At 56.8% G+C, this 18,213-nt stretch carries 16 protein-coding genes; 4 read left to right on the top strand and 12 right to left on the bottom strand.

The features are described 5' to 3' along the window. Nucleotides 1–4: 4 nt before the first annotated feature. Nucleotides 5–2,260, bottom strand: a complete 2,256-nt coding sequence (locus RHM55_RS18430) for a TonB-dependent siderophore receptor (protein ID WP_322177715.1) — start codon at nt 2,258–2,260, stop codon at nt 5–7. 111 nt (nt 2,261–2,371) lie between these two features. Here RHM55_RS18430 and RHM55_RS18425 point away from each other — a divergent pair, with 111 nt between their 5' ends. Next, nucleotides 2,372–3,052 (top strand): Fe2+-dependent dioxygenase, encoded by a 681-nt coding sequence (locus tag RHM55_RS18425; RefSeq protein ID WP_322177714.1) that lies wholly within the window; start codon nt 2,372–2,374, stop codon nt 3,050–3,052. Between the two features lie 3 nt (nt 3,053–3,055). Further along, the gene (locus tag RHM55_RS18420; protein WP_322177713.1) at nt 3,056–3,838 is read left to right on the top strand and encodes a tetratricopeptide repeat protein; all 783 of its coding nucleotides are present in this window, start codon (nt 3,056–3,058) and stop codon (nt 3,836–3,838) included. 56 nt (nt 3,839–3,894) lie between these two features. On the opposite strand, the gene RHM55_RS18415 is transcribed toward RHM55_RS18420, so the two are convergent. From RHM55_RS18415 to RHM55_RS18385, 7 genes are all read right to left on the bottom strand, one after another. Then, on the bottom strand, nt 3,895–4,908 hold the full coding sequence (locus RHM55_RS18415; protein ID WP_322177712.1) for an alpha-xenorhabdolysin family binary toxin subunit B: 1,014 nt from the start codon (nt 4,906–4,908) through the stop codon (nt 3,895–3,897). 71 nt (nt 4,909–4,979) lie between these two features. Further along, on the bottom strand, nt 4,980–6,161 hold the full coding sequence (locus RHM55_RS18410; protein ID WP_322177711.1) for an alpha-xenorhabdolysin family binary toxin subunit A: 1,182 nt from the start codon (nt 6,159–6,161) through the stop codon (nt 4,980–4,982). A 193-nt stretch (nt 6,162–6,354) separates the two neighbouring features. Further along, nucleotides 6,355–7,518: a type III PLP-dependent enzyme gene (locus tag RHM55_RS18405; RefSeq protein WP_219064310.1), complete on the bottom strand. Its 1,164-nt coding sequence runs from the start codon at nt 7,516–7,518 to the stop codon at nt 6,355–6,357. A gap of 420 nt (nt 7,519–7,938) precedes the next feature. Continuing rightward, complete coding sequence (locus RHM55_RS18400) at nt 7,939–9,108, bottom strand: ABC transporter ATP-binding protein (protein WP_322177710.1); 1,170 nt, start codon at nt 9,106–9,108, stop codon at nt 7,939–7,941. A gap of 14 nt (nt 9,109–9,122) precedes the next feature. Then, nucleotides 9,123–9,776 (bottom strand): ABC transporter permease, encoded by a 654-nt coding sequence (locus tag RHM55_RS18395; protein ID WP_322177709.1) that lies wholly within the window; start codon nt 9,774–9,776, stop codon nt 9,123–9,125. Then, nucleotides 9,773–10,696: a glycine betaine ABC transporter substrate-binding protein gene (locus tag RHM55_RS18390; RefSeq protein WP_322177708.1), complete on the bottom strand. Its 924-nt coding sequence runs from the start codon at nt 10,694–10,696 to the stop codon at nt 9,773–9,775. Before RHM55_RS18390 ends, RHM55_RS18395 begins: the two co-directional genes overlap by 4 nt. 15 nt (nt 10,697–10,711) lie before the next feature. Next, nucleotides 10,712–11,425 (bottom strand): ABC transporter permease, encoded by a 714-nt coding sequence (locus RHM55_RS18385; protein WP_322177707.1) that lies wholly within the window; start codon nt 11,423–11,425, stop codon nt 10,712–10,714. Between the two features lie 331 nt (nt 11,426–11,756). Here RHM55_RS18385 and RHM55_RS18380 point away from each other — a divergent pair, with 331 nt between their 5' ends. Then, the gene (locus RHM55_RS18380) at nt 11,757–13,340 is read left to right on the top strand and encodes a peptide chain release factor 3 (protein ID WP_219064314.1); all 1,584 of its coding nucleotides are present in this window, start codon (nt 11,757–11,759) and stop codon (nt 13,338–13,340) included. Between the two features lie 79 nt (nt 13,341–13,419). Here RHM55_RS18380 and RHM55_RS18375 read toward each other — a convergent pair whose 3' ends face one another. Continuing rightward, nucleotides 13,420–14,316: a LysR family transcriptional regulator gene (locus RHM55_RS18375; RefSeq protein ID WP_322177706.1), complete on the bottom strand. Its 897-nt coding sequence runs from the start codon at nt 14,314–14,316 to the stop codon at nt 13,420–13,422. Between the two features lie 121 nt (nt 14,317–14,437). After that, nucleotides 14,438–15,022, bottom strand: coding sequence for an NAD(P)H-dependent oxidoreductase (locus RHM55_RS18370; protein ID WP_322177705.1), 585 nt, complete (start codon nt 15,020–15,022; stop codon nt 14,438–14,440). Nucleotides 15,023–15,334: 312 nt separating this feature from the next. Between RHM55_RS18370 and RHM55_RS18365 the strand changes: the two genes are divergently transcribed. Further along, nucleotides 15,335–15,679: a cupin domain-containing protein gene (locus RHM55_RS18365; protein ID WP_322177704.1), complete on the top strand. Its 345-nt coding sequence runs from the start codon at nt 15,335–15,337 to the stop codon at nt 15,677–15,679. 83 nt (nt 15,680–15,762) lie between these two features. On the opposite strand, the gene mmsB is transcribed toward RHM55_RS18365, so the two are convergent. Beyond that, a complete protein-coding gene (gene mmsB / locus RHM55_RS18360; protein WP_322177703.1) occupies nt 15,763–16,650 on the bottom strand; it encodes a 3-hydroxyisobutyrate dehydrogenase in 888 nt (295 codons plus the stop codon). A 22-nt stretch (nt 16,651–16,672) separates the two neighbouring features. Next, nucleotides 16,673–18,211 carry a CoA-acylating methylmalonate-semialdehyde dehydrogenase gene (locus tag RHM55_RS18355; protein WP_322177702.1) on the bottom strand — a complete coding sequence of 513 codons (1,539 nt, stop codon included), beginning with the start codon at nt 18,209–18,211 and terminating at the stop codon, nt 16,673–16,675. Nucleotides 18,212–18,213: the final 2 nt, after the last annotated feature.

Here is an 18,213-nt window from a genome sequence, read left to right as displayed (position 1 = left end):
TCGCTTAGAAGTGGAAGTTGACACCCATCAGCGCGGTACGACCGGCGGCAACGTGCGCATAGTGGGTCTGGAACACTTGATCGAAATAACGCTTGTCGGTCAGGTTCTGTACGTTGAGTTGCAAGTCGACGTTCTTGGTCAGGCGATAGGTTGCCATCGCGTCATAGCGCCAGTAGGACGGGACCTCCACCGAGTTGGCTTCGTTGCCGAAACGCGAATCGACGAAGGTGGCTCCAGCGCCAAGGGTCAGTTTCGGCATCACGTCATAGGTCGACCACAGGTTGAAGCTGTTACGCGGGGTGCTCGGCATGTGATTGCCCTGGTCCGCCGCAAGGGTGGTTTTGACCAGTTCGCTTTCCATGTAGGTGTAGCCGCCGAAGACCTTCCAGTTATGGGTAATCTTGCCCGCGTAAGTGAACTCGAAACCATCGACGCGCTGTTCGCCATCCAGGACCTGAACGGTCGCGTTATCCGGGTCGTTGATGCGGGCATTGGTTTTTTCGGTGCGGAACAGCGCAGCGGTTAACGACAGGTCATCGTTAAAGAAGTCCCACTTGGTGCCCACCTCATAGCTGCGGTTCTTTTCTGGCTCGAGATCGGCGTTGTTGGCGGCTATTTCCAGGCCACCGTTACCGCTGGTTTCACCCGCCGGGTTGCTGGACGTGGACCATGCCGCGTAAACGCTGCCGTTAGGCAGAGGCTTGAAGACCAGGCCAACCTGGTAGTTCAGCAGCCCGCTGGTTTTCTGCCGGGAAAAGGTGCCGGCGGACGTGGTGCGCCCGGCCGTCGCATACCCGCTGGACTCAACGTCGTAATGGTCATAGCGCAGGCCGAGGTTGAGCGACCATTGTTCGTCGAACTTCAGGGTATCGAACACATACGCAGCGCTGGTTTTAGTGTCAGTGTCGGTGAACGCCTGACTGTCCGTGATGGTGCCGTTCCACGCGTCACCGGGCGTCGGGTTGTACAGGCTGGTGCAATCGCCGGAGGCCCGAAGCGCCGATGAACATGTCGATGCAATACTGCCGCCGCTGGCATTGAGCACGTTGTAGTTGCGGTTGTGGGTGTCCTGATAGCTGAACTCAAGCCCGGTCACGAGGCTGTGTTCGATGAAACCGCTGTTGAACTTGGCACTCAGGTCCGTCTGGTTGACGAAGCCACTGGAAGTCGAGTTACGGCTTTTGGCCGAACGCGAAACGGTCCCTTTGGCCACGTTGCCACGGCTGTCGTCAGGGTTAGTGACGATGTAGTCGAGTGTCGAGCGCGACATGCGGAAGCTGTTGGACACCGTCAGGCTGTCGTTCAGGTCGTGCTCGATCCTGATCGTACCGCTGTCGTTGGTACTTTTACGGTAATCGCGATCGGTCAGGCCGTAGAAGTTGTCCTTGCTGACGCTCGCGGGTTTGTCGACGTTGTATTTGCTGCGGGCGGTGCCCCTATTGGTCAGCGGGATGCCGTAGTCCGGTATGTCATTGGTGTCCAAATGATAGTAGTCAACCATCACCCGGGTATCAGTGCCCAAACCGAAAGCGAAGGATGGCGCCACACCCCAGCGGCTGACGTCCACAGCATCACGGCCGGCCACGTTGGCCTCGTGTTTCATCAGGTTCAGGCGGAACGCTGAGGTGTCGGTCATCTGCTGGTTGATGTCCAGCGTATAGCGTTGGGTCTGGTCGGAGCCGAAGGTGTAGCCGCCGTTATAGGCGTCACCCAAGTGAGCGCCCTTGGTGATCAGGTTCAAGCTGCCACCGGTAGAACCCGCGCCGGTGAACGCAGAGCCTGGACCCTTGCTGACTTCCACCGATTCGATGTTGAAGATTTCGCGGCTTTGCGCGGCGATGTCGCGCATACCGTCGATAAACACGTCGCTCTCGGCGTTGAAACCACGAATGATCGGCCGGTCGGCGTTGGGATTACCACCCTCGCCTGCGCCAAAGGTGATGCCCGGCGTGGTGCGCAATGCATCGGCCAGACTGGTGGCCCCGGTGTCGCGAATGACTTGTTGCGGGATCACGGTGACGCTCTTCGGCGTCTCGCGCAGTGGAGCGGTGTATTTCTTCGACGCGGAGTCGTCGGCTTTGTAAGCCGTGTCTGTCTGTTCGCCAGTGATACTGGTTGCACCCAGAGCAACGGCCTTGTCCTCAGTGCTTTCAGCCGCCTGGGCCATATGGCTCGCGGACATCGCAGCGATGGCCACGCCGACCGCTGAAGCCAGTGAACGCGACGAGTTGGCAGAAGATTTTAATGGTTGGCACGACATGGTGAGTTCCTTCCCCAAGGAGTTAAGGCGGAGGAATATAATGCAAACAGGTATTACTATCAATTGAGATAGATTATTATTCGCAATCTTTCTTCCTACAGGTTCTGCGGCATGCTCCTACACATTCCCGGCTTATTTTCTCGCGAAGAGGTGCTGCGCATCCGCGAGGCTCTGGAGCAGGCTGACTGGGCAGACGGTAAGGTCACCGCTGGCTATCAATCGGCCAAGGCCAAGCACAACTTGCAACTGCCCGAAGGCCACCCGCTGGCAATCGAGATCGGTTCCGCCCTGCTGGATCGCTTGTGGGCCAATCCGCTGTTCATGTCGGTAGCCCTTCCGCGCAAGGTATTTCCCCCGCTGCTTAACTGTTACACCGCCGGTGGCAGCTTTGATTTTCATATCGATAATGCCGTGCGCCAGACCAAGGGCAGCCCGGAGCGGGTACGTACCGACTTGTCGTCCACCTTGTTTTTCAGCGACCCGGATGAATACGACGGCGGCGAGCTGGAGATTCAGGACACGTACGGCACGCGTCAGATCAAACTGCCCGCTGGCGATCTGCTGCTCTACCCCAGTACCAGCCTGCACAAGGTCAACGCAGTGACTCGCGGCGCACGTTACGCCTCGTTTTTCTGGACGCAAAGCCTGGTTCGAGAAGACAGCCAGCGCGCCCTGCTGTTCGAAATGGACAACGCGATTCAGCAACTGACCCAGGACGTACCCGATCATCCTTCACTGATCCAGTTGACCGGCACTTACCACAACCTGCTGCGCCGTTGGGTCGAGGTGTGAACCATGACCTTCTCCCTGCTACGTGAAGAAACTGTCGACGGCGACCAGCTCAGCGCGATGCTGGGGCAAAACCCGGTACGCGCCGCACAAGCGATCCTCAGCGCGGCGAAAGCCAATTTCGTCGACGCTCAGGCGCTGCTCGGACAGATACTGCTCGACGGCAACGGCATCGAACGCGATCCAAAACTGGCGATGGTCTGGTTTCAGATTGCGGCCAATAGAGGTCACTCCCAGGCGCAGAACATGCTGGGGCGCTGCCATGAACACGGATGGGGTTGTGTCGCCGATCCGCAAAAAGCAGCCACGCACTATCAAATGGCGGCAATTGCCGGGCTGGACTGGGGCCTCTACAACGTTGCCAACCTGCTCGCGACCGGTCGCGGCATGACCAAGGACCCACATCGGGCAATGGCGTGTTACCGCAAAGCAGCCTACATGGGGCATGCCAAATCCATGAACCTGTTGGGACGGTATCTGGAGGAAGGTGAGTTTTGCGAGGCCGACGCGCAGGCTGCGTTCGACTGGTATCGCCGCTCGGCAGAGGGCGGGGATTTCCGTGGGCAGTTCAGCTATGCCGCAGTGCTGGCCGATCAAGGACGGATCGAGGAGGCGTTGGGCTGGTTCGCTGCAGCATTGGCCGGAGGAAATCTGAATTTCCTCCGGGTGAGTGCCGAGGCCTTGTTGCAGGCTGAGCATCCAACGCTGCGGGCGTTAGCCGGCGACTACCACCGGCGCGCCGCAGCATTGGAAGATGAGTCCGGACGTCTCGACTCCAACAACCTTTAACTCAACGCCCGTGCCCTCCAACTCATCCCGTTGGCGGGCTCACGTTAACACCGTGCTTAGCTCTGCCATGCCTTACGAAGGGTATTCAAATAGGTAACGAGAGCTTTCGCCTGGATCGCAAATCGCTCGGCACGTTGAGCTACTGCTTCGGCGCTGTTGGGGAGATTGCTGTTCACGAATGTAGAAAGCGCCTGTCCAATTTTAGTGATTTCCTGGACGTACCGCGCTTTATGTTCATAGAGCCCCTCTGCCGTTGTGAGTTGCTGGACTCGCGTGGACGACGTCTCGATCCGATCCTCCAAATCAACTACTTTTTTACGCCGCTCTTTCAGCCGCTCCTGAATAACGCTCCGGGCTTGAATCAAGTGGGTGTAATTGACGCCGTCGCTGGCCAACCCCAGGATATTGTTAACACCCTTAATGCCCGCCTGAATTGAGCCAAGCAGTGGGTCTTTCGGATCAATTTTTATCAGTTCCTCAAGGCTTTCAACCAAGGGTTTCAACTTATCGAAAAACGAGAGTTTATCGATCTCATTGATCGCAGGCTTTAGCAGCTCTGCATTAGCTTCAAGTGCAGCGATAGCTTCTCTTTCGACCGTGAGCAGTGCTTGACCGGCGTCGACCGACTGCTCTAACTCAAGCAGTCGGTATTTATTGTCGCTCAGCCTAGCGGCATTGAGGTTTGTGACACGATCATCCAGATCGCTCGCGTACTGTTTAACGGTCGACACGCCCTGATCCATCAGCCCGGATACTTCTTTGGAGTATTCCTCAATCGCAGCCTTGACCTCCTCGGTCAAGGCTTGCTTATTGAGCTTATCAAGGGCATTGAAGAGGACGTCCATGTCCTCATTCTCTAATGCGATGGGCACCCCTGTGAGTACATTCAGCATGTATTCATCGGTCAGACTGATTTCTTTGCGCAAGCCTAGAAGTTCGTCTTTCAAAACAGGGAGATAAATAGTACCCAGCGCAATGACATGATGATCAATTTCAGCCCTGCTGGTGCGGATGATGTTCAGGTCGGGGTGAGGAAGTTGATAAGGTGTATCTAACAGGTGAACAGTCATAAAATTCTCTATTGAATAGGGGGTCGAAGGGTGTAGCAATGGCAGCCATAGACCGCGCAGGGCAATACGGGTTAACGTTCAGCAGTTACATTATTAAAGGCGGTCAGTAAGTCCTGCGCCTGTTTCCGTATACTGATCCAGCTTGAGATGATGCTCTCGAGGCGGGTCACGAAAATCACCAGGTAGGTGGCGTCGGTAATACCTTCCAACTTCCGATACGAGGAATCGATATACCCCTGAATCAACCCCCACATGCTCTCAAGACTGGACGCACTGCCTGAAGCACCATCGATTCGAATTTTCAAATCCTGAAGGCTGGTTTCGAAGCCGACAAGGGAGCTTAGCAAGGTGTTGCGGGCGGAAATCTGCTGCTCCAACGCTTGCTTTTGAGTTATTAATTGGTCTTTCTCTGCGGCCGTTGCCGCCGCCTTGGGCCCATAAATCGAAGCACTGATTGCAAAACCGACCGGCCCCCACCAAATCCCCAACCATTTATAGTCGGAGTAAGACTCGTAGGTGGCCAGTTTTTCGGCAATGAGCAGGTTAATGATGTCGACCTCTGCCGTAAGCCTGGCTATTTCTTTGTCATTTCCGTTACTGGCACACAACGCAATCTTTAAACCCACCGCTGGGGCGATGCGGTCCTTCAACATATCTTTGAAATCGGAAATTTTTGAATTCAGGTCGGTGGCAGTTTTACTGTGATGATCGAGGGTGGTTCTCAAGTCATCAACCAAAGCCAGCAAGGCCGGCATTTTTTTCTTGTCACCGTCGCCCAGGCTCACTTCAGGAAGTTTATCGATCTCTTCGGGCGTCAGATCACCCACCTTACCGAGCGTAGACTGGTAACTTTCCAAGCCTTTGACAAAGGCCGTTATTGCACCACCGCTGCTTTCCAGGTCTTCCGAAAAAACGACCAGACTGGTGCCAACGGTCTTCATGCCCATTTCAATAGTCGACCAGCTTTCAGCGTGTTCTTTTATGTCCTGATAAAGAACTTGCATATCACGCGGCTCAAGACCGGGGATATCAATTTTTTCATAGCCTAATAGCTGCTGAACCTGAGCAAGCTCAGCGGGAAGTTCAAGACCCGTCTCAACGTATCTTTTTATCCGCCGGACATCTTCGTTAGTGATCAATAACCCGGGGGACCGGACAACATCTGAATGATTGCCGGAAGCCGCCATCATAAGACGTTCGCTGACCGTGCCTACTTCTTCAGCGGACACTTCCGCCGCACTTGAATTGAGCATAATCGAATCCTTGATTATTGGGGGATGGCGTTTTTAAACGCTCAGCCAAAAAGTAGCAGAGCACACACCCAATAAACAGTTAACGGAATCGACACACCCTGTAGGAATATAACGCCACACACTGACCGCTTTCTAATCGGCACAAAAAAGGCCCATGATCGCTCATGGGCCTTTTGCGTTACGCGCTCAACAATTACACGTAGTAAGACTTCAATGGCGGAAAGCCATTGAACTCAACTGCGCTGTAGCTGGTGGTGTACGCGCCGGTGGACAACCAGTACAAGCGGTCGCCGATAGCCAGATTCAGTGGCAGGCCATACTTGTAGTTCTCGTACATGATGTCGGCGCTGTCGCAGGTTGGGCCCGCGATGACCACTTCTTCCATCTCGCCTTTCTTCTCGGTCCAGATCGGAAACTTGATGGCTTCGTCCATGGTTTCGATCAGGCCGGAGAATTTGCCCACGTCCGTGTACACCCATCGCTCTACGGCGGTACGCGATTTACGTGCAACCAGTACCACTTCGCTGACCAGGATACCGGCGTTGGCAATCAACGAACGGCCTGGCTCAAGAATGATTTCCGGCAAATCGTCGCCGAAGTCTTCCTTGAGGAAGCGGATGATTTCTTCAGCGTAGGTTTCCAGGCTGTTGGTACGGGTGATGTAGTTGGCCGGGAAGCCGCCACCCATGTTGATCAGCTTGAGAACGATGCCGTCTTCTTCTTTCAAACGCTCGAAGATCACTTTGACCTTGGCGATCGCTGCGTCCCACACACTGATGTCACGCTGCTGCGAACCTACGTGGAACGAGATGCCGTAAGGCACCAGGCCCAGTTCACGCGCGAGGATCAGCAGGTCCATGGCCATGTCGGTCTGGCAACCGAACTTGCGGGACAATGGCCAGTCAGCCGTGGTCGAGCCTTCGGTGAGAATGCGCACATAGACTTTCGAACCCGGCGCAGCCTTGGCAATGTTGCGCAGGTCGGCTTCAGAGTCGGTGGCATACAGACGCACGCCCTTCTCGTAGAAGTAGCGAATGTCTTTGGATTTCTTGATGGTGTTGCCGTAGCTGATCAGGTCCGGGCCAACGCCCTGATTCATGACCTTGTCCAGCTCGTAGATCGAAGCGATATCGAAGTTCGAACCCTTGCTTTTGAGCAGGTCGATGATTTCCACCGCCGGGTTGGCTTTGACCGCGTAGTAGATCTTGGCGAAATCGAAGCCTGCGCGCAGGTCGTCGTAGGCCTTGCTGATCATCTGGGTATCAATGACCACGAACGGGGTTTCATGCTTGTCGGCGAACGCCTTCATTTTGTTGAAGGTTTCGCGCTCAAAATAGTCTTCGACCTGGATCGGCATGCTGGGAACTCCTACTGGCAAACTAAATTAATCAATGGGTGCAAATGAACGTCCTCCGTGTGTATCCCCACTTTGGTTCGCCTACTTCCCAAGGCATGTCCGCCGAAAGCAAAAAAGGTCAACCGGGCCCTGCGGGCGTCTGGGTGACCTTGCTGTCTCGTCGTCAGTACTTGAGCCGGATGGATCGTTTCCAGCATGGACGTTCGGCGCGAACTTTAGGACTTGAGGGGCTTGAGATCAACAAAAAATGTCGCGTTTTTACACACGTCCGTCGCCAGGCAAGGATCACTGACGTATGTAACCGACCGATGTGACAGCCAGATGTTCCCCGAGCGAGGATTTTCAGGGGAGCCGCGTCGCTCAAAATCGCGGGCAAGCGCGATCCGTTGCAGGAGCGCGCTTGCCCGCGATGGCATCCGATCAGACCGCAGCGGCCTGCTCAGCCAACTCCGCAGGCGAGGTGATGCTGGTTTTGCCGCCCTTCGAACGGCCCGAGCTCAGGTACTCGGCAATCGACTCCTGGGTGACTTCCCCGAGGAAGACCCGCTCGGCGTCCATCACCGGCAACCATGACCGATTGAACTCGTACATGCGCGACAGTAGGATGCGCAAGTGTTCGTCGAACGCTGCGGTAGCATTAAATTCGCGCAGGTACTGTGCGCAGGTGCCTTGCTGACGGTGCAGGTCACGGCGGCGAACATAGCCCAGGCCTTTGTTATCGGCATCGGTGACGACCACGTAGCGGCGGTCGAGTTCGTCCATCAATTCCAGCGCTTCGCCGACCGGGGTTTCCGGGCTGACGGATGGCGCGTTGTCGGCAGCATCTTCGGCGCGGACCAACAGCAGGCGTTTGAGCGTGCTGTCCTGACCCACGAAGTTGCTGACGAAATCGTCCGCAGGGTGCGCGAGCAAGGTGTCGGGATGATCGAACTGAATCAGCTTGCCACCACGGAAGATCGCGATTTTGTCGCCCAGCTTGATGGCTTCGTCGATGTCGTGGCTGACCATGATCACGGTCTTGTTCAGCGCCCGTTGCATCTCAAAGAACTCGTTCTGGATCATTTCACGGTTGATCGGGTCGACCGCGCCGAAGGGTTCGTCCATCAGCAACAACGGGGCATCGGCCGCCAGCGCACGAATCACGCCGATCCGCTGTTGCTGACCGCCGGACAACTCACGTGGGTAGCGACTCAGGTACTGCTTGGGCTCAAGTTTGATCATGCTCATCAACTCGCGGGCGCGGTCGTGGCACTTCTGCTTGTCCCAGCCCAGCAAACGCGGAACGATGGTGATGTTTTCTTCGATAGTCATGTTCGGGAACAGACCAATCTGCTGAATCACGTAGCCGATATTGCGACGCAGGGTCACCGCATCCAGGTCGGCGGTGTCTTCGCCGTTGATCAGGACTTTGCCTGAGGTCGGCATGATCAGCCGATTGATCATTTTCAGCGTGGTGCTCTTGCCGCACCCCGAGGGCCCGAGGAATACACATATCTCGCCTTCGTTGACGGTCAGGCTCACGGCATCCACGGCGGTGACGTCTTTGCCATTGGTGTGAAACGTCTTGGTCAGGTTTTGAAGTTCGATCATTTGCTTTGGATTCATCATTTCAATAGACCTTTTGGAGTCAGCGTGCGTTGCAACCATTGCAGAAGCAGGTCGGCGAAGATGGCCAGAAGACTGACCAGTACGGCGCCGACGATCAGCATCGACATGTCGCTGCGGCTGATTGAAGCGAGAATAAGTACACCCAGACCGCCGGCACCGATGGTCGCGGCGATGGTCATGACGCCAATGTTCATCACCACGGCAGTGCGCACCCCGGCGAGAATCACTGGCACGGCGATGGGCAATTCGACCATGCGCAGGCGCTGACCGAAGGTCATGCCGATGCCTTTGGCCGCTTCGCGAATGCCCGGTTCGACACCTGTGAGTGCCAGGTAGGTGTTACGCATGATCGGTAGCAGCGAGTACAGAAACACGGCGGTGATTGCCGGCATCGGCCCCAGGCCCTGACCGAACTTCGAATAGAACGGCAGCAACAAGCCGAACAGGGCAATCGAGGGCACGGTGAGCAGCACCGTGGCGCTGGCTTGCAGCGGACCGGCCAGTGCCGGAAAACGTGTCATTAATATGCCCAACGGGACGCCCACCACGATGGCCAGGGTCACGGCGATCCCGACCAGCGTGATGTGCTGCCAGGTCAGGTGCAGGACCAGCGGCCAGTCCAGGTGGGAGAAGGTGCTGAAGATATTCATTGCTTCTCCTTATTGTCTTGGGAGACAGGCTGCAGTGGGTGCTCGCGCAGGAAATCCGCGGCAACAACGGAGGGGCTGTCGTGATCGACATCGACCCGCGCATTGAGCGCGCGCATGGTGGTGTCATCCAGCAGTTCGGCCAGCGGCTTGAGCTGCGCGGCGAGGTCCGGATGAGCGTCCAGGTATTCCTGGCGAATCACCGGTGCAGCGGTGTAGTCCGGGAAGTAATGCTTGTCGTCTTCGAGCAGCTTGAGCTGGAACGCGTTCAGGCGTCCGTCCGTGGTGTAGACCAACCCGGCGAAGACCTGGCCGTTACGCAGCGCGGTGTAGACCAGCCCGGCATCCATCTGGCGGATGCTCTCGCGGTTCAGGTTCATGTCGTATTGCTTGACCATCCCGAGCAAACCGTCGGAACGGTTAGCGAACTCGGTGTCCAGCGCAACGATGTGCTTGTCTTTCACTTCGTCTTTCAGGACGCGGCTCAGGTCGCTGATGGTGTTGATCTGCGGATACTGGTCAGCGACTTTTTTCGGCAACGCCAGCGCGTAGGTGTTGCTGAATTTCGACGGCGAGAGCCAGACCAGCCCCTTCTTCGCGTCCAGCGTTTTGACCCGTTCAAAGGTCTGCGCGCTATCGAGTTTTTCGTCGACATGGTTGTAATTCACCAGGGACACCCCGGTGTACTCCCAGATCAAATCCAGTTGCCCGCTTTCTTGCGCGCTGCGCGCCAGATTGCTACCCAGGCCTCCGGTCACTTTGACGTCGTAGCCATTGGTGCGCAAATACTGCGCGGTGAGTTCCGCCAGGATTGTTTGCTCGGTGAACACTCGGGCGCCGACGCGGATTACCGGTTTTTCAGCCGCCTGGGCAAATCCCGAGAGCAGCAAGGCAAAGCCTATAAATAAGCATGATCTTTTCATTGGAATTCCTTTCAATCAGCGGGTCAGACCGCGTTCCAGCCAGAGTCGGCTCGCCAGTGTCACCACGCCATCAAGCAGCAGTGCGAGCAAGGCGGTACACGCTGCGCCGAGCAGCAGCTGCGGCTGATTGTTCAAGGCGATGCCGGGGAAAATCAGACTGCCCAGGCTGTTGGCGCCAATCAGAAAGGCCAGCGGGGCCGTCCCGACATTGATCGCCAAGGCCACCCGCACACCACCGACGATAATCGGCACGGCATTCGGCAATTCGACACGCAACAGCACCTGGGTGGGTGTCATGCCGATGCCGACGGCGGCTTCCTTGAGTGAACCCTGAACATTTTTCAGGCCTTCATAGGTGTTGCGCACGATGGGCAACAATGAGGCGAGGAACAGTGCGAAGATGGCCGGTCCGCTGCCAATCCCGAGAATCCCAAGGGCAATGGCCAGCACGGCGAGAGGTGGGACGGTGTTACCAATATTGAATATCTGCATGAAGCGTTCGGCGCGGCCAACCATGTTCGGTCGGCTGAGGGCAATGCCAGCCGGGATTCCGACCACCAGAGCCGCCAACATTGAAACCATCACCAGAATCAAATGGGCTTGCAGATAGAACAACAGATCGTCTTGGTACTGTTCGATGGTACTGATGCCGATCCAGTGGATCAGCAGGGCCAGAAATGCGATGACAACCGCACCTCCCAATAGCCCCTTGCCATAGCGATTAGCCACAGGCGGACTCCTTATTTCAGTCGGCAAACGCGTTGCAAGGCCGGCCAATACTGGCAGCACACAAACGTTCGCGAAGAGCAGCGGGTGGGTCGCCGGTAAGGGTTTAACCTCGGCGAAAACACAAGCCATAAGCGCAGCTTCGTCAAGCTAACTTGCTGAATTTTCAGCCCCTGACGTTGGCTGTAACAGGGGAGTGGACGTCTCCACAGCCTGAAAGGTTCCCACGAAAGACACTATTTCGCCACCTTTGATCGACTGAGCGGTTCGGTTATTGCATCAATTTGGGCTATAATCGGCGCCCTTTTTTGAATCACCTGCCAGGCGATTTCCCATGACCAACCAGGCCGCCGAAGTCGCGAAACGCCGCACTTTCGCCATTATTTCCCACCCGGATGCGGGTAAGACCACCATCACTGAAAAGTTGCTGTTGATGGGTAAGGCCATTGCTATCGCCGGCACGGTGAAGTCACGTAAATCCGACCGCCACGCGACGTCCGACTGGATGGAGATGGAGAAACAGCGCGGGATTTCCATCACCACATCGGTCATGCAGTTCCCGTATCGCGATCACATGATCAACCTGCTCGACACCCCGGGCCACGAAGACTTCTCCGAAGACACCTACCGCACCCTGACGGCAGTGGACTCGGCATTGATGGTGCTCGATGGCGGTAAAGGCGTCGAACCACGGACCATTGCGTTGATGGATGTCTGCCGTTTGCGCGACACCCCTATCATCAGCTTTATCAACAAACTCGACCGCGACATCCGCGACCCGATCGAACTGCTCGACGAAATCGAAGCCGTCCTGAAGATCAAGGCCGCGCCGATCACCTGGCCCATTGGTTGCTACCGCGACTTCAAGGGCGTGTACCACCTGGCCGACGACTACATCATTGTCTACACCGCCGGTCACGGTCATGAGCGTACCGACGTCAAGATCATCGAAAAGCTTGATTCGGATGAAGCCCGCGCCCACTTGGGTGATGAGTACAAACGCTTCGTCGATCAGCTGGAACTGGTGCAGGGCGCCTGCCACACGTTCAATCAGCAGGAGTTCCTCGACGGCCAGTTGACCCCGGTGTTCTTCGGTACCGCGCTGGGTAACTTCGGTGTCGATCACGTACTGGACGCTGTTGTGAACTGGGCACCCAAGCCGTTGGCCCGGGTTGCCAACGAGCGCACAGTAGAACCGAACGAGGAAAAATTCAGCGGTTTCGTGTTCAAGATTCAAGCGAACATGGACCCTAAGCACCGTGACCGTATCGCTTTCATGCGTATCTGTTCGGGTCGCTATGACAAAGGCATGAAGATGCGCCACGTGCGTCTGGGTAAAGAAGTGCGGATCGGCGACGCGCTGACGTTCTTCTCCTCCGAGCGTGAGCAACTGGAAGAAGCCTACGCAGGCGACATCATCGGCCTGCACAACCACGGCACGATCCAGATTGGTGACACCTTCACCGAAGGCGAGAACCTGGGCTTCACCGGCATCCCGCACTTCGCACCGGAACTGTTCCGCCGCGTACGCCTGAAGGACCCGCTCAAGTCCAAGCAATTGCGTCAGGGCTTGCAGCAACTGGCCGAAGAAGGCGCCACGCAGGTGTTCTTCCCGACGCGCAGCAACGACATCATCCTTGGCGCCGTGGGCGTTCTGCAGTTCGATGTGGTTGCCAGCCGCCTGAAGGAAGAATACAAGGTCGAGTGCGCCTACGAGCCGATCACCGTGTGGTCAGCCCGCTGGATTGAATGCAGCGACAAGAAGAAGCTCGAAGAATTCCAGATCAAGGCCGTGGAAAACCTTGCAGTCGATGGCGGTGGTCACCTGACCTACCTGGCACCGACCCGGGTCAACCTGGCCCTGATGGAAGAGCGCTGGCCTGATGTGAAATTCCGCGCAACGCGCGAGCATCACTGATAACCAGTAACCCCTGTGCAGGCGTGAGCGGGAGACGCCTGTCTCTTGATGAAAGCAGTCGTCCTTCAGGCGACTGCTTTCACGCCGCATACCCCGCCAGTTTTTTCTGAATAAAATCCAGAAAGCATTGAATACGCAGCGCCAACTGCGAATTTCGGTAATACACCGCATGGATCGGTTGCCGATAGCCGCTGTTGGCTTCCGGCAGGACCACCACCAGTTGCCCGAGGCGGATATCTTCGTGGGTCATGAAGTGGGAAAGGCAGACAATGCCCTCCCCGGCCAGCGCCAACTGGCGTAAGGTCTCGCCGCTGGAGGCGGACATCGAGGGCTGGATCTGCAATCGATCACCCTCTGCGTGACGCAACGGCCAATGGTTCAGGCTTTCTGTCTGGGTAAAGCCGAGCAAGGCATGGCTTGCCAGCGCTTCAACCGTGGCCGGAGTGCCGTGCTGCTTCAGGTAGGCGGGGCTGGCAAGAATGTTCAGCGGGCTGCTGCCCAATGAGCGCGCATGCAGCGTCGAATCGGTCAGGGTGCCAATGCGAATCGCCACATCAGTGCTTTGTTCAAGCAAGTCGATGATCAGGTCGTTGCTGTTCAGCTCCAGCAGAATGTCCGGGTACAGCCTGCGGAACTCGGCAACGTAAGGCACCACCGCATGCAGCATGAATGGCGACGCAGCATTGATCCGTAAACGCCCGGAGGGCACGTGCTGGCGCAGGGACAAGCGCTCTTCAAGCTCCTCCATCTGCGCCAGAATCTGCTTGGCTTTTTCGAGGAAGAACTTGCCCTCTTCTGTCAGGTCCATGCGCCGCGTGGTGCGATTGATCAGGGTGGTTTCCAGCTTCGCCTCAAGCCGCGACAAGGTCCTGCTGATCGCCGAAGGGGTTTGCCCCACGTGTTCGGCAGCGGCAGAAATCGAGCCGCTTTCAATCACCGAAACGAATACCTGCAACTCATCTGATCTGGCTTTCACTGTTGTCTTCCGTTCAAAACTGGCTAGATATTAGCGCTGTTTTCAGCAAAAAAGATCACGTGCGCCTGCCGGGTGGTGATTGCGGACAAACCTGCTTCTACACCGTGCGAGCGATCGCGCTTCAGAGACCAAACACTGTGGCTAGATGCTGCTCGTAACGCGCAACATCCGCCTCAATGGCCGGGACTTTCATCACGTCGACAGAGAGGAACGTCGACAGCGCTGTCAGGCCCAAAAACGCGTTGGCTTTATGGAAAGGAAAATAAACCGCGTCCACGCCTTTCCCTTCGAAAAAATCGCTCGGGTCATCGAATGCTTGCTGCGGCGCGTTCCAGGTCGCGGAAATCATGTACTGCTTACCCTGCAATAAACCACCGCTGCCGTATTTCTGCGTCGCGTCGGAACGGGTCCGACCGTCGTTGGCGTAAAGGCTGCCATGACCTTCGGTGAACACTTCATCGACGTACTTCTTCACGGTCCACGGTGCGCCCATCCACCAGCCCGGCATCTGGTAAATGATCACATCGGCCCAGAGGAATTTGGCCACTTCTTCGGCCACGTCATAGCCAGCATCGATTTGGGTTTCTTTGACATCAAATCCGGAGCGATCAAGGAAGGCCAGCGCCGCGTTGTGCAAGGTGGCGTTATACAAACCTTCGGAGTGAGCGAATTTTTTGCCGCCGTTCAATAACAGAATTTTTTTCATGGGTATCTCATCAGTATTCAATGGCAAGCCGCAGTGCCGACGCGCTTGATTGAGGAGGTTATAAATTGACTGACGGCAGAATACCGATGGGACCGCGAATGAATAAGCCGCAGCCGGGCAAAATACTTTTGATTCCAGCGCACGAATAGCGCTCAGATTATTGCCGCAGGGTTTTAATGCATCGAGTGCGGGCTCCGCGCTTCTGGATAGCTCAGTGTCGAGCACAGACAATTGCCCCTGACATAACCACCCTATGGTGTCCGAGCGCGGCCTGCACCGTCTGACAACCGCGCCCCTACCTTTGGAGTTGTCATGTCTGCGCCTATTACCGTTCTTCGCGATACTCATCCCCTGCCCGTGCTCGACGCCTGCAAATGGGAAAAGCTCGAAGGTGACCCGCACACCGTCAACCTCAACGCATACACCTCCGAGGATGGCAGCAAGATCATGGGCACCTGGATCTGCACGCCGGGCAAATGGCGAGTGGACTACGTGAAGTGGGAGTACTGTCATTTCCAGGAAGGCTACTGCATCATCACCCCTGACGGCATGGCGCCGATCCACCTGCGTGCGGGCGATATTTTTGTTGTTGAACCTGGAATGAAGGGAACGTGGGAAGTGGTCGAAACCGTGCGTAAGTATTTCGTTTTTGCTTGAACAGCCCTTTATTTATCAGCGCGGCATAAAATAACGGACAGCTCGACGACTCGAGTTGTCCGTTATTTTGTGCGGGAGACGCTTTACTCAGCCTTGCGATACGACTCGATAATCGCCGAGAAATCCTTGCCGCCTTCGCCGCGCAAGCTCATCGCCTGGTACAGCTGTTGTGCCACCGCGCCGAGAATCACCGGCTGATGGGCGACCCGTGCGGCTTCGGTCGCCAAGCCCAAATCCTTGAGCATCAGTTCCGCCCCGAAGCCGCCGGTGTAGCCACGCGAAGCTGGCGCGGTTTCGACGATGCCCGGCCATGGGTTGTAGACTTCGGAACTCCAGCAACGCCCGGTGGAGCTGTTGATGATGCCGGCCAGAACGCCGGTATCGATCCCCAGCGAATTGCCCAGGGCCATGGCTTCGGCCACGCCGATCATGGAAATCCCCAGCAGCATGTTGTTGCAGATTTTGGCGATCTGCCCGGTGCCGACGTCGCCGCAGTGGACGATATTCTTGCCCATCTGCGCCAATACCGGTTTCAGTACTTCGAAGTGTTCTGCGCTGGCGCCAACCATAAAGGTCAGGGTCCCGGCTTGCGCACCGCCGGTGCCACCGGAAACAGGGGCATCACCCAGCACCACGCCTTGTTTGGCCGCAGTCGCCGCGACATCACGGATGGTCTGTGGATCAATGGTGCTGCAATCCACTGCGGGCACCCCTTGGGCGATGCCGGCCAACACGCCGTCTTCATTCAAGTACACGCTGCGCACATGTGCGGCAGCCGGCAGCATGGTGATGACCAGCTCACTGCCCTGCGCCGCATCCTTGGGCGAGGCGCTGATGTGACCACCCAGTGCGGCGAGCTCGGCCAGCACTGTCTGGTTGAGGTCAAACAGATTCAGCTGATGACCGGCCTTGATCAAGTTGCGGGCCATGGGCGCGCCCATGTTACCGAGGCCGATAAATGCAATTTTCATAATCGTTCTCCTGTCAGGCGACTTAGCGCAGGTTAATCGTGGTGTTCACGCCATCGTTCACGCTGTCATCGTCAAACCAGCGGCTGGTGACGGTTTTGGTCTGAGTGTAGAACTGCACGACTTGCTTGCCGTACGGACCCAGATCACCGAGTTTCGAACCACGCGAGCCGGTGAAGCTGAAGGATGGGACAGGCACCGGGATCGGAATGTTGATACCCACTTGGCCGACATCGATCTCACTCTGGAACTTGCGCGCCGCCGCCCCGCTTTGGGTAAACAGGCCTGTGCCGTTGCCGTACGGATTGGCGTTGACCAGGGCAATCGCCTGATCGAGGGTATCGACTTCCATCACGACCAGTACCGGGCCGAAGATCTCCTGGGTGTAGATCTGCATCTCGGTGGTCACACCCGAGAACAAGGTTGGGCCTATGAAGTTACCGTCTTCAAACCCGGGTACCGAGACGTTGCGACCATCCAGCTCCAGCTTGGCGCCTTCGCGGATACCGCTTTCGATCAGGCCCAACACACGTTCCTTGGCCCGCTTGGAAATCACCGGACCGACATCAGTACCCGCTTCGCTACCGGCGTTGACCTTGAGTTTCTGCGCCAGCGCCTTGAGGTCTGGCAGCCATTGTTTTGCCGCGCCCACCAACACCACCACAGACGTCGCCATGCAGCGCTGACCGGCGGCACCGAAGCCGGCACCGACCAATGCATTCAAGGTCTGCTCGCGATTGGCATCGGGCAGCACCACCGCATGGTTTTTCGCGCCCATCATCGATTGCACGCGTTTGCCGTGCTGACCAGCAAGGTTGTAAACGTGAGTACCCACAGCGGTTGAACCCACGAAGGACACGGCCTTGATCTCTTTGTGGGTACAGATCCCGTCCACCACTTGCTTGCCGCCGTGGACCACGTTGAGCACACCGGCTGGCACGCCCGCCTCGACGGCCAGTTCCACCAACAGCATGGTCGACAGCGGGTCTTGTTCGGACGGCTTGAGCACGAAGGTGTTACCGCAGGCGATGGCCATCGGGAACATCCACAGTGGGATCATTGCCGGAAAGTTGAAAGGCGTGATCCCAGCGCAGACACCGATCGGTTGACGCAGGGTGTAGGTATCTACGCCACCTGCGACGTTTTCAGAGAATTCACCCATCTGCAAAGTCCCGATGGAGCACGCGTGTTCGACCACTTCCAGACCACGAAAAATGTCGCCTTCCGCATCGGCAATGGTCTTGCCCTGTTCTGCACTCAACACCACCGCGATGCGTTTCGAGTGTTCGCGGATCAACGCCTGGAGCTTGAGCATGATGCGCATCCGTGCGCCTACCGGGGTGAGGCGCCAGGTCTTGAAGGCTTGCTCGGCGGCCGCAACCGCAGCATTCAATTCAGACTCGGTGGCGAAGGGAACTTGCGCCAGTACTTCCTGAGTCGCCGGATTGACGATGTCGTGCCATTCGTTGGTCTGCGAATCGACCCATTCACCCCCGATCAGCAGTTTGACGCGGGCCACGGCAGTGTCGTTTTTATTGATGGACGGATTGAGCGAAGCGTTCATTG

It is taken from the genome of Pseudomonas sp. MH9.2, assembly GCF_034353875.1.
In the GTDB taxonomy this organism is placed as follows: Bacteria; Pseudomonadota; Gammaproteobacteria; order Pseudomonadales; family Pseudomonadaceae; genus Aquipseudomonas.
The sequence above is the reverse complement of the archived record's forward strand: the minus strand, read 5'-3'. Positions and strand labels throughout refer to the sequence as shown.

What these genes read in the sequence shown, in the direction of transcription:
- RHM55_RS18380 (WP_219064314.1), top strand. Translation starts at nt 11,757, where the DNA reads ATGACCAACCAGGCCGCCGAAGTCGCGAAACGCCGCACTTTCGCCATT.
- mmsB (WP_322177703.1), bottom strand. Translation starts at nt 16,650, where the DNA reads ATGAAAATTGCATTTATCGGCCTCGGTAACATGGGCGCGCCCATGGCC.
- RHM55_RS18400 (WP_322177710.1), bottom strand. Translation starts at nt 9,108, where the DNA reads ATGATCGAACTTCAAAACCTGACCAAGACGTTTCACACCAATGGCAAA.
- RHM55_RS18370 (WP_322177705.1), bottom strand. Translation starts at nt 15,022, where the DNA reads ATGAAAAAAATTCTGTTATTGAACGGCGGCAAAAAATTCGCTCACTCC.
- RHM55_RS18430 (WP_322177715.1), bottom strand. Translation starts at nt 2,260, where the DNA reads ATGTCGTGCCAACCATTAAAATCTTCTGCCAACTCGTCGCGTTCACTG.
- RHM55_RS18410 (WP_322177711.1), bottom strand. Translation starts at nt 6,161, where the DNA reads ATGCTCAATTCAAGTGCGGCGGAAGTGTCCGCTGAAGAAGTAGGCACG.
- RHM55_RS18425 (WP_322177714.1), top strand. Translation starts at nt 2,372, where the DNA reads ATGCTCCTACACATTCCCGGCTTATTTTCTCGCGAAGAGGTGCTGCGC.
- RHM55_RS18390 (WP_322177708.1), bottom strand. Translation starts at nt 10,696, where the DNA reads ATGAAAAGATCATGCTTATTTATAGGCTTTGCCTTGCTGCTCTCGGGA.
- RHM55_RS18420 (WP_322177713.1), top strand. Translation starts at nt 3,056, where the DNA reads ATGACCTTCTCCCTGCTACGTGAAGAAACTGTCGACGGCGACCAGCTC.
- RHM55_RS18415 (WP_322177712.1), bottom strand. Translation starts at nt 4,908, where the DNA reads ATGACTGTTCACCTGTTAGATACACCTTATCAACTTCCTCACCCCGAC.
- RHM55_RS18355 (WP_322177702.1), bottom strand. Translation starts at nt 18,211, where the DNA reads ATGAACGCTTCGCTCAATCCGTCCATCAATAAAAACGACACTGCCGTG.
- RHM55_RS18405 (WP_219064310.1), bottom strand. Translation starts at nt 7,518, where the DNA reads ATGCCGATCCAGGTCGAAGACTATTTTGAGCGCGAAACCTTCAACAAA.
- RHM55_RS18365 (WP_322177704.1), top strand. Translation starts at nt 15,335, where the DNA reads ATGTCTGCGCCTATTACCGTTCTTCGCGATACTCATCCCCTGCCCGTG.
- RHM55_RS18395 (WP_322177709.1), bottom strand. Translation starts at nt 9,776, where the DNA reads ATGAATATCTTCAGCACCTTCTCCCACCTGGACTGGCCGCTGGTCCTG.